This window comes from Rhizobium sp. TRM96647, from assembly GCF_025780115.1.
Taxonomy (GTDB): domain Bacteria; phylum Pseudomonadota; class Alphaproteobacteria; order Rhizobiales; family Rhizobiaceae; genus Mycoplana.
In genome coordinates, this window is sequence record NZ_JAOXHF010000005.1 from 64,253 (window position 1) to 90,406 (window position 26,154).

General features: G+C 66.2%; 24 protein-coding genes. 6 read left to right on the forward strand and 18 right to left on the reverse strand.

Annotated elements, in window-relative coordinates; all coding sequences use genetic code 11:
* Positions 1-68 precede the first annotated feature (68 nt).
* Positions 69-1,622, forward strand: a complete 1,554-nt coding sequence (locus tag OCK02_RS10910) for a trimethylamine methyltransferase family protein (protein ID WP_263813360.1) — start codon at positions 69-71, stop codon at positions 1,620-1,622.
* Positions 1,623-1,660: 38 nt separating this feature from the next.
* Here the strand turns inward: OCK02_RS10910 and OCK02_RS10915 are convergent, their stop codons facing one another.
* The 11 genes from OCK02_RS10915 to OCK02_RS10965 all read right to left on the reverse strand — a co-directional run bounded on the left by OCK02_RS10915 (position 1,661) and on the right by OCK02_RS10965 (position 13,661).
* On the reverse strand, positions 1,661-2,182 hold the full coding sequence (locus OCK02_RS10915) for a hypothetical protein (protein WP_263813086.1): 522 nt from the start codon (positions 2,180-2,182) through the stop codon (positions 1,661-1,663).
* Positions 2,183-2,731: 549 nt separating this feature from the next.
* Positions 2,732-3,832 carry an ABC transporter substrate-binding protein gene (locus OCK02_RS10920; protein WP_263813087.1) on the reverse strand — a complete coding sequence of 367 codons (1,101 nt, stop codon included), beginning with the start codon at positions 3,830-3,832 and terminating at the stop codon, positions 2,732-2,734.
* A gap of 2 nt (positions 3,833-3,834) precedes the next feature.
* A complete protein-coding gene (gene fhuF / locus OCK02_RS10925; protein ID WP_263813361.1) occupies positions 3,835-4,512 on the reverse strand; it encodes a siderophore-iron reductase FhuF in 678 nt (225 codons plus the stop codon).
* Positions 4,513-4,613: 101 nt separating this feature from the next.
* A complete protein-coding gene (locus OCK02_RS10930; protein WP_263813088.1) occupies positions 4,614-6,800 on the reverse strand; it encodes a TonB-dependent siderophore receptor in 2,187 nt (728 codons plus the stop codon).
* Between the two features lie 175 nt (positions 6,801-6,975).
* The gene (locus tag OCK02_RS10935) at positions 6,976-7,149 is read right to left on the reverse strand and encodes a DUF1328 domain-containing protein (RefSeq protein ID WP_230804583.1); all 174 of its coding nucleotides are present in this window, start codon (positions 7,147-7,149) and stop codon (positions 6,976-6,978) included.
* A 119-nt stretch (positions 7,150-7,268) separates the two neighbouring features.
* Positions 7,269-8,696: a gamma-aminobutyraldehyde dehydrogenase gene (locus OCK02_RS10940; RefSeq protein WP_263813089.1), complete on the reverse strand. Its 1,428-nt coding sequence runs from the start codon at positions 8,694-8,696 to the stop codon at positions 7,269-7,271.
* Between the two features lie 31 nt (positions 8,697-8,727).
* Positions 8,728-9,543, reverse strand: coding sequence for an ABC transporter permease (locus tag OCK02_RS10945; RefSeq protein WP_230804587.1), 816 nt, complete (start codon positions 9,541-9,543; stop codon positions 8,728-8,730).
* The gene (locus tag OCK02_RS10950; protein ID WP_263813090.1) at positions 9,533-10,483 is read right to left on the reverse strand and encodes an ABC transporter permease; all 951 of its coding nucleotides are present in this window, start codon (positions 10,481-10,483) and stop codon (positions 9,533-9,535) included. Before OCK02_RS10950 ends, OCK02_RS10945 begins: the two co-directional genes overlap by 11 nt.
* Positions 10,480-11,508, reverse strand: a complete 1,029-nt coding sequence (locus OCK02_RS10955) for an ABC transporter ATP-binding protein (RefSeq protein WP_263813091.1) — start codon at positions 11,506-11,508, stop codon at positions 10,480-10,482. The genes OCK02_RS10950 and OCK02_RS10955 overlap by 4 nt, the downstream gene beginning before the upstream one ends.
* A gap of 243 nt (positions 11,509-11,751) precedes the next feature.
* A complete protein-coding gene (locus OCK02_RS10960) occupies positions 11,752-12,912 on the reverse strand; it encodes an ABC transporter substrate-binding protein (RefSeq protein ID WP_263813092.1) in 1,161 nt (386 codons plus the stop codon).
* Positions 12,913-13,052: 140 nt separating this feature from the next.
* The gene (locus OCK02_RS10965; RefSeq protein WP_263813093.1) at positions 13,053-13,661 is read right to left on the reverse strand and encodes a LysE/ArgO family amino acid transporter; all 609 of its coding nucleotides are present in this window, start codon (positions 13,659-13,661) and stop codon (positions 13,053-13,055) included.
* Positions 13,662-13,766: 105 nt separating this feature from the next.
* Here OCK02_RS10965 and OCK02_RS10970 point away from each other — a divergent pair, with 105 nt between their 5' ends.
* Positions 13,767-14,666 (forward strand): LysR family transcriptional regulator ArgP, encoded by a 900-nt coding sequence (locus tag OCK02_RS10970; RefSeq protein WP_263813094.1) that lies wholly within the window; start codon positions 13,767-13,769, stop codon positions 14,664-14,666.
* A gap of 30 nt (positions 14,667-14,696) precedes the next feature.
* Here OCK02_RS10970 and OCK02_RS10975 read toward each other — a convergent pair whose 3' ends face one another.
* The 3 genes from OCK02_RS10975 to OCK02_RS10985 all read right to left on the reverse strand — a co-directional run bounded on the left by OCK02_RS10975 (position 14,697) and on the right by OCK02_RS10985 (position 17,381).
* On the reverse strand, positions 14,697-15,314 hold the full coding sequence (locus tag OCK02_RS10975; RefSeq protein WP_263813095.1) for a pyridoxamine 5'-phosphate oxidase family protein: 618 nt from the start codon (positions 15,312-15,314) through the stop codon (positions 14,697-14,699).
* A 210-nt stretch (positions 15,315-15,524) separates the two neighbouring features.
* Positions 15,525-16,421: a LysR family transcriptional regulator gene (locus OCK02_RS10980; RefSeq protein WP_263813096.1), complete on the reverse strand. Its 897-nt coding sequence runs from the start codon at positions 16,419-16,421 to the stop codon at positions 15,525-15,527.
* Between the two features lie 51 nt (positions 16,422-16,472).
* Entirely contained in the window at positions 16,473-17,381 is a 909-nt protein-coding gene (locus OCK02_RS10985) for a LysR family transcriptional regulator (RefSeq protein ID WP_263813097.1), read from the reverse strand.
* 105 nt (positions 17,382-17,486) lie between these two features.
* Here OCK02_RS10985 and OCK02_RS10990 point away from each other — a divergent pair, with 105 nt between their 5' ends.
* Entirely contained in the window at positions 17,487-18,413 is a 927-nt protein-coding gene (locus OCK02_RS10990; RefSeq protein WP_263813098.1) for an alpha/beta hydrolase, read from the forward strand.
* Positions 18,414-18,486: 73 nt separating this feature from the next.
* Here the strand turns inward: OCK02_RS10990 and OCK02_RS10995 are convergent, their stop codons facing one another.
* Together OCK02_RS10995 and OCK02_RS11000 are read right to left on the reverse strand one after the other, a co-directional pair.
* Positions 18,487-18,954, reverse strand: a complete 468-nt coding sequence (locus OCK02_RS10995) for an SRPBCC family protein (protein ID WP_263813099.1) — start codon at positions 18,952-18,954, stop codon at positions 18,487-18,489.
* Positions 18,955-19,435: 481 nt separating this feature from the next.
* Positions 19,436-20,344, reverse strand: a complete 909-nt coding sequence (locus OCK02_RS11000; protein WP_263813100.1) for an AraC family transcriptional regulator — start codon at positions 20,342-20,344, stop codon at positions 19,436-19,438.
* Between the two features lie 171 nt (positions 20,345-20,515).
* Here OCK02_RS11000 and OCK02_RS11005 point away from each other — a divergent pair, with 171 nt between their 5' ends.
* The 3 genes from OCK02_RS11005 to OCK02_RS11015 are packed head-to-tail and all read left to right on the forward strand — an operon-like array spanning position 20,516 to position 22,085.
* The gene (locus OCK02_RS11005; protein WP_263813101.1) at positions 20,516-21,247 is read left to right on the forward strand and encodes an SDR family oxidoreductase; all 732 of its coding nucleotides are present in this window, start codon (positions 20,516-20,518) and stop codon (positions 21,245-21,247) included.
* Positions 21,248-21,259: 12 nt separating this feature from the next.
* Entirely contained in the window at positions 21,260-21,718 is a 459-nt protein-coding gene (locus tag OCK02_RS11010; RefSeq protein WP_412178805.1) for a carboxymuconolactone decarboxylase family protein, read from the forward strand.
* Positions 21,719-21,728: 10 nt separating this feature from the next.
* Positions 21,729-22,085: an Atu4866 domain-containing protein gene (locus OCK02_RS11015; protein ID WP_263813102.1), complete on the forward strand. Its 357-nt coding sequence runs from the start codon at positions 21,729-21,731 to the stop codon at positions 22,083-22,085.
* Positions 22,086-22,472: 387 nt separating this feature from the next.
* On the opposite strand, the gene OCK02_RS11020 is transcribed toward OCK02_RS11015, so the two are convergent.
* Both OCK02_RS11020 and OCK02_RS11025 read right to left on the reverse strand, forming a co-directional pair.
* A complete protein-coding gene (locus OCK02_RS11020; protein WP_263813103.1) occupies positions 22,473-24,473 on the reverse strand; it encodes a CocE/NonD family hydrolase in 2,001 nt (666 codons plus the stop codon).
* Between the two features lie 25 nt (positions 24,474-24,498).
* A complete protein-coding gene (locus tag OCK02_RS11025; protein WP_263813104.1) occupies positions 24,499-26,088 on the reverse strand; it encodes an ABC transporter substrate-binding protein in 1,590 nt (529 codons plus the stop codon).
* Positions 26,089-26,154: the final 66 nt, after the last annotated feature.

Here is a 26,154-nt window from a genome sequence, read left to right on the forward strand (position 1 = left end):
GAAGTTCTGAATCCGCTTTCGCACCCCTCGGTCGCGCAAAGCAGCAGCATGTGGAGGGCGCAATGAGCATGGTCGAAGCAACGAAGACGTCAGAAGCGCCGGCATCCCGGCGGGCCGGTGGTCGCGCCGCGCGTGTCGCCATGCGGGCGGCACCGCTGGCGGAAAACGTCCGCCCCGTTCGCCCCGGTCTTTCCGGCGGGCAGTACAGGCCGCTGAGCGAGGCGGGGGTGCGCCGCATCCACGAGGCAGCGCTTGATGCGCTGGAGAATATCGGGCTCGCCAACGCGCCGAAGTCGGGCATCGAGATCATGACCGGCGCGGGCGCGATCCTCGGCGAGGACGGGCGCATCCGCTTTCCGCGCGCGCTGGTGGAGGACATGCTCTCGATCGCCGCACGCGACATCACGCTTTATGGCCGCGACCCGAAATACGATCTCGAACTGACGGGTACGCGCGTCTACTACGGCACGGCGGGGGCTGCGGTGCACATCGTCGACGTGGAGAAGCGGGAGTATCGCGAGTCCACCGCAAAGGACCTCTTCAACGCCGCCCAGCTCGTCCACCACCTCGACAACGTGCATTTCTTCCAGCGGGCGATGGTGTGCCGGGACGTGACCGACAATTTCCTGATGGACATCAACACGCTCTACGGCTGCTGTGCGGGCACTTCCAAGCACGTCGGCACCAGTTTCTCCGATCCCTCGCATGTCGAAGGCTGCTTCGACCTGATCCACATGATGGCGGGCGGGGAGGACAAGTGGCGGGCGCGGCCGTTCGTGTCGAACTCCAACTGCTTCGTCGTGCCGCCGATGAAGTTCGCCGAGGAGAGCTGCATCACCATGGAGGCGTGCATCCGGGCCGGCATGCCGATCCTGCTGCTGTCGGCCGGGCAGGCGGGTGCGACGGCGCCGGCGCCGCTCGCCACCGCCATCGTGCAGGCGGTCGCCGAGTGCCTGGCGGGCGTCGTCTATGTCAACGCAATGGCGCCGGGCCATCCGGCGATCTTCGGCACCTGGCCGTTCGTCTCGGACCTGCGCACCGGCGCCATGTCCGGCGGCTCGGGCGAGCAGGCGCTGCTCACGGCCGGCTGCGCGCAGATGCACCAGTTCTACGGCCTGCCGGGCGGGGCCGCCGCCGGCATCGCCGATTCCAAGCTGCCCGACATGCAGGCCGGCTGGGAGCAGGCGATCTCGAACGTCATGGCGGGGCTGTCGGGGCTGAACATGGTCTACGAGGCGGTCGGCATGCATGCCTCGCTGCTCGGCTTCTGCCTGGAGAGCCTGGTGCTCGGCGACGACCTGCTCGGCCAGGTGCAGCGCTGCATCCGCGGCATCGACGTCACCGAGGACACGGTTTCGCTGGAGACGATGCGTTCGGTCTGCCTCGGCGGACCGGGGCACTATCTCGGTGACCCGCAGACCCTGTCGCTGATGCAGACCGAATACATCTATCCTGTTGTCGCCGACCGCACGAGCCCGAAGGAATGGGCGGAGATCGGCCGGCCGGATCTGATTGCGAAGGCGATCGAGCGGAAGAACCGCATCCTTGCCGAAGCCGGCGGGCCGCTGTTCGACGCGGAGGTGGACCGGGCGGTGCGCGAGAAGTTCAGCATCTGTTTCTGAGCGGGAGGCTCCCGGTTCGACTGCTCATGCCTCCGGTCTCATTGGGCCGGGACAGATCGCGGAAGTGCCCGTACGTCGCTGACCGTCCATGTCCATTCCGGGTCGGTGATCTGCAGCAGGTCGCTGCCGGTGAAGACGGCAAAGGTGGTGAAGGGTTTGCTCTGGCCCGGCAGCACGCGGACGACGACCAGGCCGCTGTCGGTGCCGACCGGCGTGCAGGCGCCGCCGGGGCAGTTGGCAAGCGTGATACCGAGGCGCATCGACTGGAGCGTGGCGGTGCTGTTGTTGGTGATGGTGCCGGTGACCCGGTAGCTCGTCACCGGCTGGCCGACGGCGAACTGCATGTCGGAGAGCACGATCTCCTCAGGCGCGATCATGTTGCGGGGAACGACCGGCTCCGGCACGACGCTGCGGCTGTCGGTCAGCCAGATGAGGGCTGCTGCGGCCAGGCCGATCGCGACGGTGATCGTCAGCACCGGCTCGACCCAGCTCTGGAAGCGCTTGAAGCGCAAGGCGAGATAGAGCGTGGCGACAGCGATGACAGCGAATGCCCAGACCATCAAGATCCTCCTCGTCATCTCCTATAGCGTGACGCGAGTGAAGCCAAAAGGCCTTCGCAACCATTCACTTGGGGATGGGGAGGAGGCAAGCGCGACATTCGCAGCACTTGCGGCGGTTGCGCAGCTTTTCTCGCAGGATTGTGATCGGAGGTGTCCGGATCCAGCCGCAAGGATCCATGCGGCGCCGGGGCAGCCCCCTCATCCGGCCCTTCGGGCCACCTTCTCCCCAAGGGGAGAAGAGGGTGGTCCGCGCAGCCTATCGCCAAATCATGGGCAATGTTGCAAGGAGGGCATGGCGCTGCCGCAATCGTCTTCTCCCCGCGAGTGGCGAGAAGAGGGGCGCGACAGACTGGCGCAAACTTTTCGCCAAACCCGTAGGCAATATTGCAATAGGGGCAGGGCGCTGCCGCTGGTGTCTTCTCCCCATCGGGGAGAAGTGCCGGAGCGCAGCGAGGCGATGAGGGGGGAGCGGCGGATGCCGGCGGCATTGCAAGCCTCCTCATCCGGTCCTGCGGGCTACCTTTTCTTCGGGGGGAGAAGTTGGCCCCGCTATTTCAGGCTGATCCAGTAGGCGCCCTCGAAGGGGACGGCGGCGAAGCGGGTGTTGATCTCGGCCAGCGTTTTTTCCGGATCGACGTCGGGGAAGACGTCCGGGCGCAGCCAGTGGGCGAAGGCCTCGGCGGCGAGGATGTTCAGGGGCACGGCGTTGAAGAAGTTCCACAGGCCGTAGACGCGGCCGTTCCGGATGGCGGCGAGATCTGCGAGGATCGGCCGGCCGGTGGCGTTGCGCAGCGTCTGCCGCGCTTCCTCGGCGGGGACGCCGGGGCCGACCGAGAAGGCGCTGTAGGTGCCGCCCGGGGAGGCGGTGGCGATATAGGCTTCCGGATTGGCGGCGACGAGGTATTCGATGCTGACGATGCCGCCCTGGCGGGGCAGGTCGGCCGCGATGTTGCGGCTGCCGGTCAGGCCGATGAATTCGCCGAGCCCGCCGACGCCATAGGCGTAGCAGCAGCCCTGGTCGTTCGGAAACGCGTCCATGAGCACGGTCGGGCCGGGTTCCGGCGTCGCTGCCACGCGCTCGCGGATCACCTGGAGGTGCTCCTCGTAGAAGCGCGCGAAGGCGTCCGCCTGCTCGTCGCGCTCCAGCACGCGGCCGAGCAGGCGCATGTTGTCGGGCGTGTTCTTCAGCGGATCGCTGTTGAAATCGACCACGATCACCGGAACGTCGATCTGTTCGAGGTAGGCGATCGCCTGGCGGCCGAGATCGGTGTCGGCCTGCCAGTTGGCGAGGATGGCGAGATCGGCCTTCAGGGACAGGATGATCTCGAAGGAGAAGCCGTCGCCGGTGCCGTCGCCGATCAGCGGCACGTCGGCGATCTTGGGGAACTTTTCGCGGAACGCCTCGTAGATCGCCGGATTGTCGCCCTTCATGTCGCCGGCCCAGCCGGCCAGAAGGCTGACGGGATCGGGATGGACGAGCGAGAGGGCGACAAGATTGAAGCCGCTGCCGAGCAGGATCGCCTCGGGCTTCTTCGGGATCGTGACTTCGCGGCCGAGCGCGTCGGTCACCGTCAGCGGAAAACGTCCCTCGGCAAGACAGGCGCCGGCAGACACTAGCAGGCCGACAAGAAGGGTGAGAATGCGCAACACGGTCAGTGCTTCCTCTGTTCGGGCAGGGCGCAGAGCTCGCCGCAGCTCGGGATGCCCGGCAGCATGTAGCGCAGGCAGCAGACCTTGCGGCGACACTGGACCTCGGCCCCGGCCATCTCATGGCGCAGGCAGCCGTGGAAAGGATTGGCGGTGCCGTCGGAGAAGGTTTTCTCCTCGAACAGCATGCGCGCCGACCAGTGGTCGTCGCCGTCCCGGCCGTTTGCGGCGAGCGCGGGGGCGGTCTCCGTCGCGTTGATCGCGTAGTCGATGTAGACGGCAGCGTTGTTCCAGCCGAGTTTCGGGGCCATGCCGCCGAAGCGCTTCAGGTGAGCCACCACTTCGGCCAGATGGGCGCTGACGAGCGGCCTGACCAGATCGAGCGGAGCATCGCCCTCGCACCAGTCGCCGGCGTGCGGCAGGCCGAAGGCGCGCGGCAGGCCGTCGTCGGCAAGCGCGATCGTCATGTCGTCGACGGCGATCGGCAGGGCGAGGTCCGCCCTGCGCGCGACGATATAGGGGATCGACAGGGCGGAGAAATAATAGAGCGACCAGTAGGACGCCACCGCCCGGCGGTCGACCCCGTGGCTCTGCGCATAGGTATCGAGGCCGGTCGCGAAGGTGCCGCTCTCGAAGAAGTCGCGGATCGGCATGGCATGGTCGAGATCCGACGAAAGCATCATCTTCTCGCCGCACCAGGCATGCTCGCCCGAAAAGACCGCCTTCAGGCCTTGCGGCCCGAAGACGGTCTCGTCAGCCCTGGGAGGGATTGCGTCCAATTGCGTCACCACGTGTATTTCAGCGAACCGATGACCGTGCGGCCCTGGTCCTTGTAGCAGAAGCCGGCCGAGCAGACGGGGTCGCGGCGGTCGAAGATGTTGGTGGCGTTCACCTGCAGGGCCAGACCCTCCATCTTCTTGTCGATCGCGGCGAAGTCGTAGCGCAGGGCGGCGTCGAAGAGGACGCGCGAGCCGTTCTCCATCGTGTTCTCGTCGTTGCCGTAGCTGGAGCCGATGAAGCGCGCGCCGGCGCCGACGCCGAGACCATCGGCGAACGTGTCCTCGGGCATGGTGTAAAAGGCCCAGAGGGCGGCCTGGTGGCGGGGCACCGAGGAGACGTCGTTGTCGACCGTGCCGACGGGGCCTTCGACGATCTTCATCTGGGTGTAGGAGTAGGAGGCGGTCAGCGACAGGCCGTTGTCGAGGCTGGTATTGGCCTCGAGCTCGAAGCCGCGCGAGCGCAGCTTGCCGCGCTGGACCTGGATGTTGGCCGGGCCGGTCGGCAGGTCGACCACTTCGTAGTAGAGGCCGTTCTCCTGGTCGATGTTGAACATCGCGGCCGACAGCATGGTGTTGCTGTTGGGCAGGAGATACTTCACGCCAATCTCTTCTTGCTCGCTCTCGGTCGGCTTGAAGGGGGCGCCGGTCTCCTGGTTGTAGCCGGCGTTCGGCGAAAAGGCGGTCGAGTAGCTGGCATAGGGCGCGAGGCCGAAGTCAAACTCGTAGGTCAGGCCGATGCGCTTGGAGAAGGCGCGGTCGCTCTGGTCGAGCGAGGTGACCGTGCCGCCGACGAGATCGGTGGTGTCGGTGTCGGTGGAGACCCAGTCATAGCGGCCGCCGAGCGTCAGGGTCCAGGCGTCGTAGCGGATCTGGTCCTGGATATAGGTGCCGACCTGCCACTGGTCCTGGTCGACGCGCTCGGTGTAGGGAATGCGATCCATCGCATCGCCGCGGTTCGGATCGTTGGTGTCGAGCGGCGGCGAGACGCCGTAGCCGTTGAACGACCTGTAGCGCAGCTTCATCAGGTCGAGGCCGGTCAGGAGCGTGTGGCTGAAGGCGCCGGTGTCGAACTCGGAGACCAGCTGGTTGTCGATCACAATGGCCGAAAGCCGCTCCTCGAAGGAGCCGGCGCTGCGGTCGATCAGCGTCGGATCGACGGCGTTCGGCGCATAGGCGAAGGCCCAGTCGGCCTCGATGTCCAGCGTCGAAGCGCGCACGTTCTGGCGGAAGGTGAAGGTCTCGTTGAAGCGGTGCTCGAACTCGTAGCCGATGCGGCCCTGGTTCTGGACGGAATCGTTGAAGGCCGGGTTGCCGGCGAAGAAGTCGGTGACCTTGCCGGTGGTGGTGTCGAAGTAGTAGGCCGCGGTGCCGCCGGTCTTGGTGCGCGAATACTCGCCGAGAACGGTCAGCCGGGTGTCCTCGTCCGGCTTCCAGGTGAAGGCCGGGGCGATGTAGAGGCGGTCGTTGGGAAGGCCGGGCTGCTCGGTGTCGGCGCTGCGGGCCAGACCGGTCAGGCGATAGTAGAAGGGATCGGTGTCGTTGACCGCGCCGGAGAAGTCGAACTGGCCCTGGTAGCGGTTGTCGGTGCCGTATTGCAGCTCGACCTCGCGGAGCGTCTCCTCGGTCGGGCGCTTGGTGATCAGGTTGTAGAGGCCGCCGGCACCGGAGGCGCCGTAGAGGGCGGAGGAGGGGCCGCGCAGGATCGAGACGCCCTCGAGCCCGTAAGGCTCGGTCTTGAACAGCGAGGAGCCGGCGCCCGGCTGGCGCAGGTTGTCGCGGAAGACGCCGTTATAGGTCACGTCGAAGCCGCGCACGGTGAAGGAATCGAAGCGCGGATCGAAGCCGTAGGCGGTCGTGCGGGTGTTGGGCGTGTAGGCCAGCACATCCAGCAGCGTCTGCGGATTGCGGTCCTTCAGCTGTTGCGCGGTGACCGAGGAGACCGACTGCGGGGTCTGCAGGAAGGGTGTATCGACCTTGGCGCCCGTCGCGCTGCTCTTGCCGACATAGCCATCGGCGGTGATCACGCCGCCGCTGCCGCCGTCGACGATGATCTCTTCCAGCGTGGTCGCGCCCTCGGTGGAAGTCGCCGCGGCCTGGTCCTGCGCGTGCGCCGCGAGCGACAGCGCGAGCAGCGAGGTTCCGGCAAGGGCGAGGACGAGCGTGCGGCGGAGCGGCGAAGAGGTCTGGGGCATCGAGGTCTCGTGATGTTACTGGGTCAATAAGGTGACTGTTCTCATCATGTTTTCGCGATGCGCAAGGTTTATATGATAAATAATGTCATGTTTATGGCAGTGTTGCCCTCGTGCAACGAAAAATGGCCCCCATGGTGGTGGCGGCCATTCTGTTTCGCCAATAGGCAGTGCCCCGCTAGACCACGGCACTGCCCGCCATCAGCGCAAGGACGAGGAAAATGAGAAACAGAATCAGGGCGATGGCGAAAAGCACCTTGGCGACCGTGGCGGCTGCCGAGGAGACGCCGCGAAAGCCGAGAAAACCGGCGATCAGCGAGATCACGAGGAAGATAAGGGCCCATTTCAGCATGTGCAGTGTCCTCTCTTGAACCGGAGATAAGACGCGCGAAAGCGAAATTTGTTCCCTGGCAACACTATCCGGTGGCGGCCCGTGCGCCCGGTGGAAGGACCACCGGGCGCGAGAGACGATCAGCCGTGGGCGATCATGACGTGGCGAACGGCGGTGTAGTCCTCCAGCGCATAGACCGACATGTCCTTGCCGTAGCCCGATTGCTTGACGCCGCCATGGGGCATCTCGTTGCACAGCATGAAGTGTGTGTTGATCCAGGTGCAGCCGTACTGGAGCCGTGCCGCGGCGCGCATCGCTCTGGAGATGTCCTTCGTCCAGACGGAGGAGGCGAGGCCGTAGTCGCTGTCGTTGGCCCAGCCGATCGCCTGCTCCTCGCCCGCAAAGCGGGTGACTGAGACGACGGGGCCGAACACCTCGCGGCGGACGATCTCGTCCTCCTGCGTCGCGCCGGCGACCACGGTCGGCTGGAAGAAGAAGCCCTTGTCGCTGCCGGGTGCGCCGCCGGTGACGATCTCGATGTGCTTCACGTCCGCGGCGCGCTCGACGAAGCTCGCGACGCGGTCGCGCTGGCGCCTGGAGATCAGTGGGCCGATCTCGTTTTCGGTATCGTCGGGCTGGTTGTAGCGGATGGTGGCGACGGCGGCGGAAAGCTCGGCGACGAACTTGTCGTAGATGCCCTTTTCCGCATAGATCCGGCAGGCCGCGGTGCAATCCTGCCCCGCATTGTAGTAGCCGAAGGCGCGGATGCCGTTCACGACAGCTTCGAGATCGGCGTCGTCATAGACGATCACCGGCGCCTTGCCGCCGAGCTCCAGATGGGTGCGCTTGACCGACTTCGCCGCTGCCGCCAGCACCTTCTTGCCGGTGGCGACGTCGCCGGTGATCGAGACCATGTTGATCTTCGGATGGTTGATCAGCGCGTTGCCGACGGTCTCGCCGCGGCCGAGCACGATGTTGACGACGCCCTCGGGCAGGATGCCGGCCAGGAGCGTCGCCATCTTCAGCGCCGTCAGCGGCGTCTGCTCGGACGGCTTGAAGACGACGGTGTTGCCGCCGGCGATCGCCGGCGCCAGCTTCCAGGCCATCATCATCAACGGATAGTTCCACGGCGCGATCGAGCCGATGATGCCGATCGGATCGCGGCGGATCATCGAGGTGTGGCCGGGCAGGTATTCGCCGGCGACGGTCGCCGTCATCGAGCGGACGGCGCCGGCGAAGAAGCGCCAGCAGTCGACGATCGCGGGGATCTCGTCGTTTTTGACGGCATTGATCGGCTTGCCGCAGTTCAGCGCCTCGAGGGCTGCGAAGGCCTCGGCGTCGGCCTCGATCGCGTCGGCGATCTTCAGGAGATAGCCGGAGCGTTCGCCGGGGGTGGTCATCGACCAGGCGAGATAGGCCTTCTCGGCGGCATCGACGGCAGCGTCGATCTGCGCGTGCGAGGCTTCCGGGAGGTTGGCCACCGTCTCGCCGGTCTTCGGGTCGAGAATGTGCTCCTCGCTCTCCGTGCCGGCCTCGAAGCGTCCGCCGATCAGCATCTGCGTGTCCATCAGGATTCTCCCTTGATCTCCGTTCGTTGTTCTATTTTCCGGCGCCCGCGACCTGGTCGCCGTCGCGGGTGAGGTAGTAGGCCGCCAGGATCGGCAGCAGCGTGACGAGCACCACCAGCATGGCGACCACGTTGGTCACCGGCCGCTGGCGCGGGCGCACCAGTTCCTCCAGCATCCAGATCGGCAGCGTCTGCTGCTGGCCGGCGGTGAACGTCGTGACGATCACTTCATCGAAAGACAGCGCGAAGGCGAGCATGCCGCCGGCGAGAAGGGCGGTGCCGATATTGGGCAGGATCACGTACCGGAAGGTCTGGAAGCCATCGGCGCCGAGATCCATCGAGGCCTCGATCAGCGAGCCGGAGACGCGGCGGAAGCGGGCCACCGCATTGTTGTAGACCACCACGACGCAGAACGTGGCGTGACCGAGCACGATCGTCCAGAAGGAGAACGGGATCTCGGCAAAGGAGAAGGCAGAGCGCAGCGCGATGCCGGTGATGATGCCGGGCAGGGCGATCGGCAGGATGACGAGCAGCGAGATCGTCTCGCGGCCGAAGAACTTCGTCTGGCTGACGGCGGCCGCGCAGAGCGTGCCGAGCACGAGTGCGACCGCGGTCGCGATCGAGGCGACCCGGACCGAGAGGCCGAGCGCCTGCCAGACGTCGGGACGGTTCCAGGCGACGGCGAGCCATTGCAGCGTATAGCCCGGCGGCGGGAACTGGTAGCTCTTCTCCTCCGTCGTGAAAGCATAGAGGAAGATCAGCAGGATCGGCACGTGCAGGAACAGAAGGCCGGCGGCGGCGGCGATCTTCAGGCCGAGGGGGGCTGCGGCGGAACGGTCAGAGCGCATCGAAGGCCCCCTGCTTTTTGGCCATCCACAGGTAGAAGCCCATGATGACGATCGGGACGACTGTGAAGGCTGCGGCGAGCGGGATGTTGCCGGCGGTGCCCTGCTGGGCATAGACGGCCTGGCCGATGAACAGCCGCGACGAGCCGATGATCTGGGGGATGATGTAGTCGCCGAGCGTCAGCGAGAAGGTGAAGATGGAGCCGGCGATGATGCCGGGCAGCGCCAGGGGAAACAGCACGTGGCGGAAGGTCTGCGCCGGATGGCCGCCGAGATCGGCGGACGCCTCGATCAGGTTGCCGGGCACGCGCTCCAATGCCGCCTGGACCGGCAGGATCATGAAGGGCAGCCAGACATAGACGAAGACGATGAAGGTGCCGGTGTAGCTGATCGACAGCGAGTTCCCGCCGACAATCGGCAGCGACAGCCAGGCGTCGAGCAGCCAGGTCAGGTGCAGCCTGGCGAAGACCCAGGTGAGGATGCCTTCCTTGGCGAGGATCAGCTTCCAGGCGTAGACCTTGACGAGATAGCTCGACCAGAGCGGCAGCATGACGCCGAGATAGAACAGCGCCTTCCATTTTCCCTTCGCATAGCGGGCGGCATAGTAGGCAATCGGGAAGGCGATGACGGCAGAGGCCAGCGTCACCAGCGCCGCCATGACGACGGTGCGCAGGATGATGTCGAAATTCGAGGGGATCAGCAGCTGGCGGTAGGTGGCGAGCGTGAACTCGTAGTTGATCAGGCCCGAAAACTCGTCGATCGAGAAGAAGCTCTGCAAGAGCAGCGCGAACAGCGAGCCGAGATAGATGATGCCGAGCCAGAGCAGCGGCGGGGCGAGCATCAGGAAGAGCAGGATCTTCGGATTGCGCCAGAAGAAATCCGACAGGCGGCCAAAGGTGCCGCTGCGGCCTTCCAGGATGCTGGTCTGCGTGATCGCGCTCATGCCGCTTCGTCCATCAGGTGCAGGTCGCGGGCGGCGAAGGAGAGGGTGACGCCGCTGCCCTGTTCTGGGAGCGCCTCAGAGGCGGGCACCATGGCGGCGATGCGCGTGCCGCAGCCGGCCTCGACCGTCACCCGGTTGGCAGCGCCGAGGAAGCTGGTGGCGACCACCGTGCCGGTGACGCGCTTGCGGTCGTCCGTGACGTCGCCCGTACCGCTGCCTGTACCGTCGCCGAGCGACAGTGCCTCGGGGCGCAGGCTCGCATAGCGGGCGGGGTAGCCGAGGCTTTCGACGAAGGCGGGCGCGAGTACGTTGGATGAGCCGACGAAATCGGCGACGAAGCGGGTCTGCGGGCGCTTGTAGACCTCTTCGGGCGTGCCGAGCTGCTGGATGCGGCCGTCGTTGAAGACGGCGATGCGGTCGGCCATCGACAGCGCCTCGCCCTGGTCGTGGGTGACGAAGACGAAGGTGATGCCGAGCGACTTCTGCAGCGTTTTCAGCTCCTCCTGCATCTGTTCGCGCAGCTTCAGGTCGAGCGCGCCGAGCGGTTCGTCGAGAAGCAGCACGCGCGGGCGGTTGACGAGCGCGCGGGCCAGCGCCACACGCTGGCGCTGGCCGCCGGAGAGCTGGCCGGGCCGGCGCGTGCCGTAGCCGGGAAGCTTGACCATGGCCAGCGCATTCTCCGCCGCCTTCAGCCGCTCCTCCCTGCTGACGCCCTTGACCATCAGCCCGTAGGCGACGTTCTCGAGAATTGAGAGATGCGGGAACAGGGCGTAGTCCTGGAAGACGGTGTTGACGTTGCGCCGGTAGGGCGGCACGCCCTCGGCCGTCTCGCCGAAGATCTCGATATGGCCGCCGGTCGGCTGCTCGAAACCGGCCATCAGCCGCAGGCAGGTGGTCTTGCCCGAACCGGACGGACCGAGCATCGCAAAGAACTCGCCCTCCACCACGGCCAGGTCCACGCCGTCGACGGCGCGCACGGGGCCGAAATGGCGGGAGACCTTGTCGAACAGCACGGCGGTGGTCATGGGATGCTCCGGTTGTTTAGGATGGGGCGGGCGTGTCGAGAGGCCGTGCCATGCCGCCCCCTCTGCCCTGCCGGGCATCTCCCCCTCAAGGGGGGAGATCACCAGCGGCTTCGGTTTCCCGTCTCGCTTACGTCTTGTCGTGCGGCAGCGCTGGCTGTGTGGCCAAGCGGTGCGCCCAGCCGATCTCCCCCCTTGAAGGGGGAGATGCCCGGCAGAGCAGAGGGGGGCGCTCCAGCTAGGTCGTTAGCGCCCGCCGATCACGCCGATGTAGTCCGACACCCAGCGGTGATAGGGGACGCACTCGCCCTGGCTTTCGCATTTGGAGACCGGCGTCTTCCAGAAGCGGATCTTCTCGAAATTGTCGAAGCCGTTGGTAGAGCAGCCTTCGTCGGTCAGAAGCTCGTTGCCCTTGCAGGCGGCCGGGACCGAGGGAACGGCGCCGAACCAGGCGGCGGCATCGCCCTGGACCTTGGGCGAAAGCGAATGTTCCATCCACATATAGGCGCAGTTCGGGTGCTCGCTGTCGATGTGCAGCATGGTGGTGTCGGACCAGCCGGTGACGCCTTCCTCGGGGAAGGTCGAGGCGATCGGTGCCTTCTCGGCCTTCAGCAGGTTGACCTGGAACGGCCACGAGCCGGAGGCGACGACGCCCTCGTTCTTGAAGTCGTCGATCTGGATCATGGCGTCGTGCCAGTAGCGGCCGATGAGCGTGCGCTGGACGCGCAACACGTCGAGGGCCGCCTTGTACTGGTCCTCGTTCAGTTCGTAGGGATCCTTGATGCCGAGTTCGGGCTTGTGCGCCATCAGGAAGAGCGCGGCGTCGGCGACATGGATCGGGCCGTCATAGGCCTGAATGCGGCCCTTGTTGGACTTGCCGTCCGGCAGCGTCATTTCCTCGAACACGACGTTCCAGCTCTTCGGCGCCTCCCCCTTGAAGGCGTCGGTGTTGTACATCAGCACGTTCGGGCCCCAGAGATAGGGGGTGCCATAGTGGACGTCCTTGACGGTGTTCCAGGGGGCGCTCTGCAGACGCTCGTCGACGGTGCTCCAGCTCGGGATCAGGTCGGTGTTGATCGGCTGGACGCGGTTTCCCGCGATCAGGCGCAGCGAGGCGTCGCCGGAGGCGGTGACGAGGTCGAAGCCGCCCTCGTTCATCAGCGCAACCATTTCGTCGGAGGTGGCGGCGGTCTTCACCGAGACCTTGCAGCCGGTTTTCTCCTCGAAAGCGGTGACCCAGTCATAGGCCTTGTCGGTTTCGCCGCGCTCGATATAGCCGGCCCAGGCGACGATCGAAACCTCGCCTTCGCCGGCGCCGAGCTCCTTCAGCGGCTGCTGGGCGACGGCGGCGGTGGTGAAGGCAAAGGAAAGGGTCAGCGCGGTGCAGGAATGCAGGAATCGCTTCATGATGGTCTCCCGGTTTGTCCGCCTTGTGCGCGGTATTGTTCCCGGAACGAAGCGTGCCCCCTTTTTGCCGCTTTCGCAAATCCATTAAACAGAAAGTCGATATCGGAAATTCCGAAAGATATGCGGCGAGCGGAGGCGGACTAGATCCCGCCCAGGAGCTTGCCGGCGATCATCCACATGACGGCGGCAATCGTGAGATCCAGGATACGCCAGGCCGCCGGCCGCGCGAAGACCGGGCGCAGCCAGGTGGCGCCATAGCCGAGCGCGAAGAAGAACAGGAACGAGGCGGACATGGCGCCGGCGGCGAACATCATCTCGTCGCCGGGAAAGCGGGTGGCGACGGTGCCGAGAAGGACGACGGTATCGAGGTAGACGTGCGGATTGAGCCAGGTGAGCGCAAGGCAGGTGGCAAGTGTCGGCCAGAAGCCCTGGGCGTGCTCGCCTCCGACCGTCAGCGCTCCGGTGGAGCGGAGCGCGGAATAGAGGCTCCTTGCGCCATACCAGACGAGGAAGGCCGCGCCTGCGAAGCGCATGGCGGGATCGATCCAGGGCAGCATGGCAGTGATCTGTCCGAGGCTTGTGACTCCGATCAGGATCAGGATGGCATCGGACAGCCCGCAGGTGAGGCAGACGGCGAAGACGTGTTCGCGCCGCAATCCCTGCCGGAGCACGAACGCATTCTGCGCGCCGATCGCGACGATCAGGCTCAGCCCCATCATCATGCCGGTGATGTAGATCGGAAAATTCATGGTGTCGGAGAGCCCGCGAAGACAGAAACATGAACGATCCTGTAGCGGGCGATGCCGAATTAAGATAGTTAAATACAGTTATGCCAATTAAGCGAGGCTAATGCGATGATCGACTATCCGGCGCTTCGCGCGGTTGCCGCAGTCGTGCAGACCGGCAGCTTCGAAAAGGCGGCCGCCACCCTGAACGTGACGCCATCCGCCGTCTCGCAGCGGGTCAAGCAACTCGAGGAACGCCTCGGCGCGGTCCTGATCGTCAGGGGCAATCCGTGCACGGCGACCGAGAAGGGGGGCTGGCTGTGCCGGCACATGGAAAACATCGGCATGCTGGAAGGCGAGTTGATGGAGCACCTTCCCGCACTGGCCGATCCCGAAGAGCCGCGGCAGCGGGTGACGCTGCACATTGCGACGAGCGCAGACAGCCTCGGTACCTGGTTCCTGGCGGCCATGTCGAATTTTTCCAGGCGGTCCCCGCATCTTCTGAACATCGCCATCGACGACGAGGACCATACCGCCGAATGGCTGCAGCGGGGCCGGGTACTGGCAGCCGTCACCAGCCTCGAAAAGCCGATCGCCGGCTGCCGGCGGACGTCGCTCGGGACGCTGCGCTATCACGCGGTGGCCAGTCCGGAATTCATGTCCCGGTCTTTCGCCGACGGCGTCACGACGGAGGCGATCCGGCATGCGCCCGCCCTGACCTTCAACCAGAAGGACCGGCTGCAGAACCGCTGGATCCGCCAGACGTTCGGCCAGGACCTCACCTTCCCGACGCATTGGCTGCCCTCGACGCAGGGCTTTTTGGAGGGCAGCCTGGCCGGCATGGGATGGTGCATGAACCCGGCGCCGCTCGTCGGGGAGCACCTGCGCTCCGGACGGCTCGTGGAACTGGTGCCGGACAGCCCGCTGGACGTGCCGCTGTTCTGGCAGATCAACCGCCTCGCCGCCGACCGGCTGGTGGACCTGACGAGCGAAGTGGTCGCGACGGCCAAATCGCGTCTTCGCCAGTGAGGCCGTCGCGCGGCGTCCGCCCGCCGCGCGTCATTTTTTTGTCAACCGCGCGATCTCGGCTTCGAGCTCGGCGATCCTGCGATCCCGTTCGGCCAGGGCTGCCTGCACGTCGGCGGCCTCGAACATCTGCGGTATGTGCTGGGGGCAATTGGCGTCCCACGCCATGACGGTGAAGAGGACGACCTGCTCGACGCGGGCGCGATATCCGGGCGGAAACAGGCGATCGGCAAGCTCGTCGTCGCCTTCGACGACCTTCGCCTCGCCCCAGATCTTGACGCGCTGCCGGCGGGCGTAGTCCATCAGGAAGAGGTGGGCCTTCGGGTTTTCCGCAAGGTTTCCCTGGGTAATGTACTGCCGGTTGCCGGCAAAGTCGGCAAAGCCGATGGTCTTGCTGTCGAGGACCTTGAGAAATCCCGCCGGACCGCCGCGATGCTGGATATAGGGCTGGCCATCGGCGCTGGCCGTCGCCAGGAAGACGCTGGACCGGCTCTCGATGAAGGCGGCGAGGTCCTTGGTGATTTCCGTCTGCCAGGAGCCGCCCGTCTCCATCCGGGCATAGGCGTGCCGTGACCCCTTGCGCTCCTGGATCGCCTTCACCGACGGGGTGAAGGCGATATCGCTCGAAAATGTGGCGTGTTCGCCGGACATGGCTTCTTTCCTTCGGCTCGGCGGAGCCGATCCGTTCTGCCAAAGCGCGTCGCGAACCCGGCCCGTCGGTGAATGACGTTGCCGGCAGGGATATCCACATTGGCTGCCATCGTTAATCCACAAACCATGGAAGGCATTCTTGCAGATAGCGGAATAATAGCGGGACCGGAGCCGCGGGACGCGGCCTGCGGAGAGGGGGGCTTGCAGGGATCAGTTGAACAGGCGGTTGGCGCGCAGGCGGTCGACGGCGAGGTCGACGAAGGCGCGGACCTTGGCCGAGGCGCGCCGGCCCTCGACATGCACGACGTGGACCGGTATCGGGCTCTCCTCGTAGTCGGAGAGCACCGTCTGGAGGCGCCCCTCCTGAAGAGCCGGACCGATCTGGTAGGAGAGGACGCGTGTCAGGCCCCAGCCCCGCTCGGCGGCGGCAATCGCGGCGTCGTTGGTGTTGCACAACAGGCGCGGATGAACGGTGACGCTCGTCTTTGCCCCCTGTCCGAACTGCCATTCGAGCGAGGCCCAGGCGGCGGTGGGCGCGATGATCCGGTGATCCGCCAGATCGGAGGGGACCTGCGGAACGCCGTATCGCTCGAAGTAGGACGGCGCACCGCAGACGACGCGCCTGATCGATCCGACCTTCACGGCGCTCAGGCCCGAGGCGGGCAGGTTCCCGATCCGGATCGCGACGTCCATCCCCTCGTCGATGAGGTTGACGGTGCGGTCGACGAACACGCTGTGCACGGTCACGGCCGGATACTGGTCGAGATATTCGAGCAGGATCGGCAGGATATGCATCTGGCCGAACAGGGCCGGTCCGGTAACGCTGAGGGCGCCCGACGGGTTGGCGTGGAGGCCGGCCGCCGACGCCTCGGCATCGGCGATCTCGGCAAGGATCCGCCGGCAATCCTCGAGGTAGCGGCTGCCGGCCTCCGTCGTCTTGACCGCGCGCGTCGTGCGGGTGAGAAGCCGGACCCCGATCGTGTCCTCGAGCGCGGATATCGTTCTTGTGACCGCGGGCGGGCTCATGTGCAACTGGCGGGCCGCCGCAGCGAAGCCGCCCGTCTCCGCCACCTTCACAAACACTCTCATGGCCTGCCAGCGATCCATCCCGGTTCCCCTGTCGAAATAAGGCCGTTCCAGTGCGATTTGCCCGGCCGGCTATCGTCCCCGTCCGCTCCGCAGCGCTTCCGCCACGCCGACGAAGTCGCGCGCTGACTGCGGCAGGCTGGAGCCCTTGCGCCAGACCATGCCGACCTGCACGACGGGCAGCGCGCCGGAGACGTCGCGGCTCTCGATGCGGTCGCCTTCCAGCGACCACGGGCGGTAGACGAGATCGGGCAAAAGCGCGATGCCGGCGCCGGTGGCGACGAGGCTGCGGACGGCCTCGACGGAGCGTGTGCGGAAGGCGACATGGGGGCGGGCGCCCAGCGCCGACAAAAGCTTGCCGGTGTTCTCCTCGATCTCGTCCACCGTCAGCATGATCAGCGGCTCCTTCGCGATGTCGCCGACCGAGATGATCTCGGCTGCGACGAGCGGATGGCCGAGCGGCAGCCAGAGGCGGTAGGGCGAAGTCTCGATGATCTCGGCCTGCAGCGCCATGCGGTCGCGCAGGTTGGAGATGACCATGACGGCCACGTCCAGTTCGCCGCCGATCAAAAGATGCTCGAGATAGGAGCCGTTGTCCTCGATGGCGCTGACCTCGACGCCGGGGAAGGCGCGGCGGTAGCGGGCGAGTAGGTCGGAGAGCACGTAGCCTGCGACCAGCGAGGTGACGCCGAGATTGAGCTGGCCTTTCTCCCTCGTCCGGTCGTCGGAGAACGAGCGGCGGGCATCGGAGACGCCGGCCAGGATCTTGGTGGCGTGGCGCAGGAACTGGTGGCCGTTATGGGTCGTCGTCAGGCCGCGGGGGTGGCGATCGAACAGCTCGACGCCGAGGTCGTTCTCCAGTTCCTTCACCGCCTCGGTGATCGAGGATTGCGAGATCGAGAGGATCTGGGCGGCGCGCGTCACCGAGCCCTGTTCGGCGACGGCGACGAAATATTGCAGCTGACGGAGCGTGAAGGCCATGGGGGCAGTTAATATAGGGCCTTGACGGCAGGCAAGGGGTGGCCGCATTCCTCGCGCATCTGTTGCACCGCCGCTTTACCGCATGAGCATACGGGAAGAGAGACCATGACTGCACCTGCCAAGCCCGCCCCGACCGAAGCCGGCATCCTTGCCTTCCACAGCCGCTGCGAGGCGTTCTACCCGGCCGATGCCGTGGATGCGACGATCGCCCAGCAGCGGCAATGGTACGATGCGCTCTGTGCGGAGTTCGACCGGCCGTCGCCGGCGGGCATGATCCGCGAGGAGGCGCTGGTGCTCGGCCGCATCCCGACCCGGCGCTACCGTCCGGCCAGCGTGACCACGCAGACGCGGCTCTACTACATCCATGGCGGCGGCTTCGTGGTCGGCTCGCTGCAGAGCCATGATGCGATCTGTGCCGAAATCGCCGAGGCCGCGGGTGCGGAACTCGTCTCCGTCGACTACCGGCTGGCGCCCGAGCACGTCTGGCCCGCCGCCTTCGACGACTGTTTCGAGGTGCTGACCTATCTCTTGCGCGGCAAGGGGCCGGTCGTGATCATCGGCGACAGCGCCGGGGCGAACCTCGCAGCCGGGCTCGTGCTCAAGGCGCACGACCAGGGGCTGCCCGGGATCGCCGGCCAGGCGCTCGTCTATCCGGCGCTCGGAGGCGACACGTCCGCCGGTTCCTATGTCGAGATGGCCGAGGCGCCGGGCCTTTCCACCGCGGACGTGCTCTATTACCGGGACGTCTACCAGGCGCCTGCGGACAATCCCTACGCCTTTCCGCTCGCGCATGCCGACCTGTCAGGCCTGCCGCCCGCCTTCATCACCGGCGCCTTCTTCGACCCGTTGCGCGACGACGCGCGTCAATATGCGGCCCGGCTTGCGGAGGCGGGCGTCGAGGTGTGGTTTCGCGAAGAGCCGCAGATGATCCATGCCTGGCTGCGGGCCCGCCATATGAGCGACGGTGCCGCCGCCGGATTTGCGGCGCTCTGCCGGGCCGTTTCGGACTTTGCCGCAAGGGATGGCCGATGAGCTGGATCGCCGATCTCGACCGGTTGCCGTCGATTGCGCAGGGGCGGCGGTAGCAGACGGCGGCGGGTGCCGCTCAGCGATTGTCCCAGTGACGGCGGAGCAGGTAGGATTCGAGCCGGTCGATGTATTCGTGCCAGCCTTCCGTGTAGGCCTCGACTTCGGCTGGGCCGGCCAGCGGCGACTGGCGGATCGCAAGTCGCGTGGTGCTTTTCACGGCCTCGAAAGTCACCACGACATTGGTCTTGTGTCCGTCCTCCGGTATCAGCGTGAAGGCGATACGCTGGTCCGCGACGATCTCCCGGTAGACTGCCAGCATCGGCGTGTCCTCGCCGAAGGGCGAACGGATGGCGGCGCTCCAGGTGCCGCCGGGGCGGAAGTCCATCTCGATCGAATGCGTGGTGAAGTCGCGCGGACCCCACCAGAGGGCGACGCGCTCGGGCGTCGTCCAGAGCTGGAATACCACCGCCGGCGGAGCGTCGAAGCGGCGCTCCAGGTAGAGCGCGTTTTCCGCCTGCGCTGCCACGCGCTGCAGGATCGTCATGGGTCACTCCTCGCGCAGGATCGGGATGCCGGGACAAACGGTCCCCGCCTCGATGCTTGCGCAGATCAAAAATATCGCTGTGTGCCTGCGATGTTCCGGGTGCGGCGCCAGGATCGCAGGAAGTAACAACAGCCGTGGTGCGTCGCCGGGCGAACGAATCGCCACCGGTAACCGGCCGGTCCACGGACGTCTCAGATAATGATTTTACGTTCTGTTTCCAGCCTGGTTCGAAGAAATATCTTTCCGGTGCCTGCCGGCCGCTTCTCGCGCAGCCCTGCAACGGCCGCCCGGTGTCCAGGCTTTCTCCACGCCTTCGACTTCGCCTCGATTCCCTTTCCTGCCTGAAGCGATGCAGGCTGGAAACTGATCCTCAAAAGTGGCGAAGAGGCGGCGGGCCGCTCACGGTCGCCGTCGCAGCTGGACACGAATTCGTGCAAGCCGCGTGGCCGCCGCGTGATCGGCGGCCGGCCGGCCATCTCCCTCAGTAGGCCTGCCCCGACTGCATGCGCGACAGGTCGCGCCGGGGCGGACGGTCATAGATGCGGGCGTGATCGCGGCTGAACTGCGAGGGGCTGTCGTAGCCGACGCGGAAGCCGGCCTCGGCCGCCGTCAGCCCTTCCGCAACCATCAGTCGCCGCGCCTCGTGCATGCGCAGGCGGGTGCGGAACTGCAGCGGGCTCATCGCCGTCGCCGTGCGGAAATGGGCGTGGAAGGAGGAGGCACTCATGCCGGCGATGCGGGCGAGATCCTCGATCCGGAAGGGTTCGGCATAGTTTTCGCAGAGATAGGCGACGGCGCGGCCGACCTGGGCGAGGCGGCTTTCGCCGCTGGCGATCTGGCGCAGGATCGCCCCTTGCGGCCCGGTCATCAGCCGGTAGTGGATCTCGCGGACGATCAGCGGCGCGAGCACGGCGATGTCCTGCGGCGCATCGAGCAGCCGCAGGAGCCGGGCGGACGCGTCGACCAGTTCGGGCGTCGCGGCATGGATGCCGGCCGCCTCCATGCACTCGGGTGCGGGCGGGGCGAGGCCCGATCCGGGGGCGCCGCCCAGCAGCAGGTCGGCGAGCAGGCCGCGGTCCAGGTCGATCTTCAGGCAGAGATAGGGATCGTCGGGCGTGGCCTCGGTTACCGCACCGATGATCGGAAGGTCGATGCCGACGACGAGGCAGCCGCCGGTCTCGTAGACGATCTCGCGGCTGCCGATGCGCGCCCGCTTGCGACCGCCGGCGACGAGGCAGACGGAAGGCTCGTAGAGCGTGTGGATCGGCTCGGATATCGCAGACGAACGGATCAGCGACAGGGCCGGCACGGCGGTGCCGTGGATGCCGTCGCCTTGGGCATGCCGTGCGATCACATGCTTCAGTTCGGTAAGGTTCGGCAGGTTCTTCATGGGAACACCTTCGCGCAACCGGGCCGTCCTGCCAAGGCGGGCGCAGGCGCTTTCGGAGGATCGTGCAAGAAATGCGGAACTCCATGCTACCGCACCGTGCCTCGGCTTCGTCATCCTCTGCCTGACCCGCGGCGCAGATGCAGCGGGACCGCAACCGGAAGGGATGAAGACATGACCAGCATTTCGGAAAAGGTGATTCTGATCACCGGCGCCAGCAGTGGCATCGGCGCGGCACTCGCAAGCGAGCTCGGCAAGGCGGGCGCCCGGCTGATGATCGGCGCCCGCAGGACCGACCGTCTCGCCGAACTCAAGGACCAGGTGGAAGCCTCGGGCGGCACTGTCACTATGCGGGCGCTCGACGTGACGCGCCGCCAGGACGTGGAGGATTTCGCCCGCGCCGCCCTCGATGCCTATGGCCGTATCGACGTGATCATCAACAATGCCGGCGTCATGCCGCTGTCGCCGATGAACTCGCTCAAGGTCGAGGAATGGGACCGGATGATCGACGTCAACATCCGCGGCGTGCTGCACGGGATCGCTGCCGTGCTGCCGGTGATGAACGGGCAGGGCTTCGGCCATATCATCAACGTCTCGTCGGTCGGCGGCCTGTACGTGGTGCCGACGGCCGCCGTCTACTGCGCGACGAAATATGCGGTGCGGGCGATCTCGGACGGGCTCCGGCAGGAGAACGACAAGATCCGGGTCACCTGCGTCTATCCGGGCGTGGTCGAATCCGAGCTCGCCGACACGATCACCGACCCGGTCGCAGCCGAAGCGATGGTGTCCTTCCGCAGCAACGCCCTGAAGCCGGAGGCGATCGCGGCTGCCATCCGTCACACCATCGACCAGCCGGCCAACGTCTCCACCAGCGAAATCGTCGTCCGCCCGACCGGCGGCTACTGAAGGGAGTTTCTCATGCGCCTCCATCACCGAACCGGATACCTCGCGGCGATCCTCGCCTGCGCCATGCCGTTCGCCGCTTTGGCGGATACGACCGGGGAGCGGCTGCAGCGCGGCGACGCCGTCGTCCGCAGCCTCAACAACGGCGAGACGCAGCCGACGCTCGAGCGGATGCGGCAGGAGTTTCCCTTCCTCGCCGAGGCGACCGAGGCCTACGCGCTGGGCGATGTCTGGTCGCGCCCGGGCCTCGACAACCGTACCCGGCAGCTTGCCGCGGTCGCCGCCTTCGCCGCGATCGGCGAGCGGGCCTTCATGCGGGTGCATGCCGGCTATGCGCTCAACATCGGCGTGTCGGAAGAGGAACTGAAGGAGGTCGTCTACATGGTGACGGTGCCGGCGGGCTTCCCGAAGGCGATCGCGGCGTCGCAGACGCTGTCCGAACTCTTCGCCGAACGCCGCCAGGCACAGCCGTGAGGAGGGGGACATGAGCGCCGTCCGGTTCCTCGCCGCGGGCGCGATCGCGCTTTCGGCAACGCTCGCCTCAGGCCAGAAAGGATCGGCCCAGATGACCGCAAACCCCGACCCCGGGCAAAGCCATCCCTATGTCGGCATGTGGATCACGCGCGACGGCCACGTCCGCCACGAACTCTTGGCGAACGGCCGCTACGACGAGGCGCGCGGCAGCCGCGAGAGCGCCTATCGGGGACGCTACGAGGTGACCGGTGACCATATCGAATACTGGGACGACACCGGTTTCACCGCCGACGGCGACTTCATCGACGGCGTGCTGCACCACGGCGGCATGATCCTCTACCGCGACGGCAAGGCGCCGGGACGGTAGGCGGCGGATGGGGTAGCAACGTCATGCCCGATCTAAAGCGCGTCGCGATCTTTCAGGTTCGCTCCCGCGCTATAGAGTCTGTCAGCTTCATACTGAAGCAGTCAGACTCTCGCTTTCCTTGATATCGTTTGTCTTTTCGGGAAAACCGGATTCCACTTTTCCCTGACAAACTCTAGCCCTTTGATATTACGCATGTCGTCGTCGCAAAACCGCTGCACATTTTTGCGCGACATGCGTTGATCAAGGGTTTGCTTCGACGTCAGTCATGCCACGACAGCAAAGCACGGGTCATGCGTCCACTTTGCCGTCATGCCGGCCTCCGAGCCGGCATGACGGCCATCTTTGAGGTGCCGCGCACGTTAACGGTGCCCCCCCCGATCCCAGCCTTCACATGAAGTCGCGCGGGATCACCTTTTCGAAGGTCTTCTCGAAGATCTGCTCTTCGCCCTCGAAGGCGCGGACGCTGGCGGAGATCAGCCAGTCGGTGGCGGTGCAGCCGATCGTTGCCGTCGAGATCGTGCGGACGAACCAGCCGGGGCGCTGCATGTCGCAGGTCCAGGTGGCGGTGCCGGTGGCCGAGAGCGGATCGTTCTCGGCGATCGACCAGAGCTCGTCGCGCACCTGCCGCGTGGCGAGCCCGGTGCCGGGATGCTCGGACAGCCCGGTGTCCTCGTAGATCGTGTACTCGGTCAGGCCGTTCGTCAGGTCGCGTTCGACGCCGCGGGCGGTCTCGCCCGGCTCCAGCTCGTTGTACTTCGGCAGCGGATCCTTGTTGGCCGGTTCCGGGAGCTCGACCGTCTCGTGGTGACCAAGCTTCGGCAGCGCCAGGCCGAGCGAGGCGAGGTCGATGGTGAGACCCGGATCGGTCGGCGGCGGCAGGATCATCGGCCAGTAGGCGGTGGACAGGGACAGGCGGATGCGGTGGCCGGGGCCGAAACGGTAGCCCATCGCGTCGAGCACGAGGCGGATTTCCGTCTTCTCGCCCTTCCGCATCGGCTTCGGCTCGGCATTGCCGTCACGATGGGCAAGGTTGAGCACGCCGAAGGAGACGCGGGTGGCGGTGCCGTCCGGGTGCACGTCGACGATGCGGGCGCAGAGATTGGCGATCTCGGCCTCGCAGGAGAGCTGCAGGTCCAGCACCGGCTGGCCGAGATAGTCGCGCGCTTCGGCAAGCGGCGGGGTCTCCAGCACCAGCGAACCGGCGTCATCTAGGCGCTGGTCGAGCGCCATCTCGGCATCCGGCTTCAGCGTGAACCATTCGCCGGACATCGTGCCGGTATCGAGCGGCGAGCGCAGGTAGTGGTCGTGGTCCTTGGCGCCGGCGATCGGCATGCCGGGGGCCAGCGTGCCGTATTGCTCGACGTAGAAGCACTCCATCTCGGGTGTGCTCCATTCGCTCTTGGCGACCCAGGTGCCGGGGTCGAATTCGCGCCGGAGCGACGGCTTCGGCCCGTCCTGGATATAGGCGCGGACCTGCGGCCAGTTCTCCGCGCCGTTCTCCTCGCCGCGCAGCCAGCGGTTCCACCACTGGATGGCCTCGGCGTGGAAATCCATGCGCGGCTTCGGCCAGGCGAAATGCGGATACTTGTGAATCCACGGGCCGATCAGCGCCTTGGCCTTCGGCCCGAGGCCTTCGACCGCCTTCAGCGGCGTGTTGCGGTACCCGTCGGCCCAGCCGGCGATGACCAGCGCTGGGACTTCGAAGCCGTCGAAATCCTCGCAGATCGAACCGTGCTCCCAGAAGGCGTCGCGGCGCTGGTGCTTCAGCCACTCCTCCATGAAGAAGGGCTCGTTTTCCAGCCGCTCCAGCCACATATCCTTCCAGCGGTCGCCGACGATCTCGGGATCGGGCGAGCGCGACTGGTAGGCGAGCATGGTCGCAGCCCAGGAGAGCTGGGCGGAGAGGTGTGTGCCGTTCTTGTAGTGGATGTCGTCGTTGTAGCGGTCGACGGTGGAGGCGATCGAGATGACCGCCTTCAGCGCCGGCGGTTTCAGGGCTGCGACCTGCAGGCAGTTGAAGCCGCCCCAGGAGATGCCCATCATGCCCACGGATCCATTGGACCAGGGTTGGGCTGCGATCCAGGCGATCAGTTCGCAGGCGTTGGCGAGTTCGAGCGGCGTGTACTCGCCGTCGATCACGCCGTCGGATTCGCCCGAGCCGCGGATGTCGACGCGCACGCCGGCGATGCCGGCGCTGGCGAAGACCGGATAGGTGGATTCGTCGCGGGCGCAGGTTCCGTCGCGTTTCCGGTAAGGCAGAAACTCGAACACCGCGGGCACGGGGTCATTCGCCGCACCCTCCGGCATCCAGATGCGCGCGGCGAGCCGCGTGCCGTCCTTGAGCGTGATCCACTCGTTCTCGATGACTTTGAAGCTTCGTTCGGTCATGGCATTCATCTGCTTCGTCACACCCTTATGCTTCGATCCAGGCGCGGCTGCCGATGTAGCCGTTCGACATGTCGTTGCCGATGTCGTCGACGATGCCCTTCACCGAGGTCGAGGCGGCCATGACGTAGTCGTTGAACACCGGCAGGATCAGCCCGCCCTCGTCGCGGACCATCAGCGCCATGGTGCGGTAGAGCTCCTTGCGCTTGGTCTCGTCGAGCTCGGAGCGGGCCTGGAGAAGGAGCTTGTCGAAGTCCTCGCGCTTGAAGCGGGTGTCGTTCCATTCCGCCGTCGAGAGATAGGAGGTGGAGTAGCGCGAATCCTGCGTAGGCCGGCCACCCCAGTAGGAGGCGCAGAAGGGCTGGACGTTCCAGACGTTGGTCCAGTAGCCGTCCTCCGGCTCGCGGCGGACCTCGATCTCGATACCGGCTTTCTTGGCGCTTTCCTGGAAGATGACCGCGGCGTCGACCGCGCCGGCGAAGGCGGCATCCGAGGTGCGCAGCAGGATCGGCCGGTCATGGCCGGACTTCTTGAAGTGGAAGGCGGCCTTGTCGGGATCGTAGGCGCGCTGCTCGATGTCGTCGGGCGCCAGCGCATAGTTGGAATTGACCGGGTAGTCGTTGCCGAGCGTGCCGTAGCCGCCGAGCACGCGGTCGAGGATCGCCTGGCGGTCGACTGCGTATTTCAGCGCCAGCCGCAGGTCGTTGTTGTCGAAGGGGGCGGTGTCGCAGTGCATCAGGAACGAGTAGAAGCCCTTGCCGGCGCTGCGGATGATCTCGACGCGCGGCGCGCGCTTCAGGAGCGGTACGGTCTTCGGGTCGATGTTGTTGACGAAATGCACCTGGCCGGAGGAGAGGGCGGCGATGCGGGCGGTCGCATCGTTCATGACGATGATCTCGACCGAATCGACGAAGCCGCGGTCCGAGCGCCAGTCTTCGGCGTTCTTCTCGAAGGTGGCGCGCACGCCGGCCTCGTAATTGGAGAGCTTGTAGGGGCCGGTGCCGACGGCTGCGGCCGGATTGTCGAGGCCGCCGTTCGGCTGGATGATCAGGTGGTAGTCGGTCAGAAGCAGCGGCAGGTCGGCATTGCCCTCGGCGAGCGTCACGACCAGGTCGCCGGCCTTCTCCTCGATCGTCTTGATCGAGCTCATCAGGCCGAGCGCGCCGGATTTCGCGCCCTCGTCGGAGTGGCGCTTCAGGGTCGCGACCACGTCCGCCACAGTCATCTTGCTGCCGTCGTGGAAGGAAATGTCGTCGCGGATCTTGAAGGTCCAGACCGAGGCGTCGGCGGACGGCTCCCAGGAGGAGGCAATCGAGGGCAGGGCGGCGCCGGTCTTCGGGTCGGTCTCGACCAGCGTGTCGCCCCAGAGGCGGCCGATGACGAAGAGGACGGAGGCGCTGTAGGTGGCCGGGTCGAGCACGTCGGTGGCCGCTCCACCCTTGAGGCCGAGCTTGAGATGGCCGCCGCGGACGGGCTCCTGGGCGCGGGCGTCGGAGGCCGCGAAGGTGCCGCCGAGGCCGGCGGCCATGCCCAGCGCCGCGGTGCCGGCGAGGAAGCTGCGTCGGTTGATGGCGGTCGGCACGATCAGGCCGTCAGGGCGCTTGGTGTAGTCGGTCATTTGGGGTTCCCTCGCTCAGGATGTCTTTATCGAAGCCTATCGCTTCGCCTGCGGCAGACAATTTCG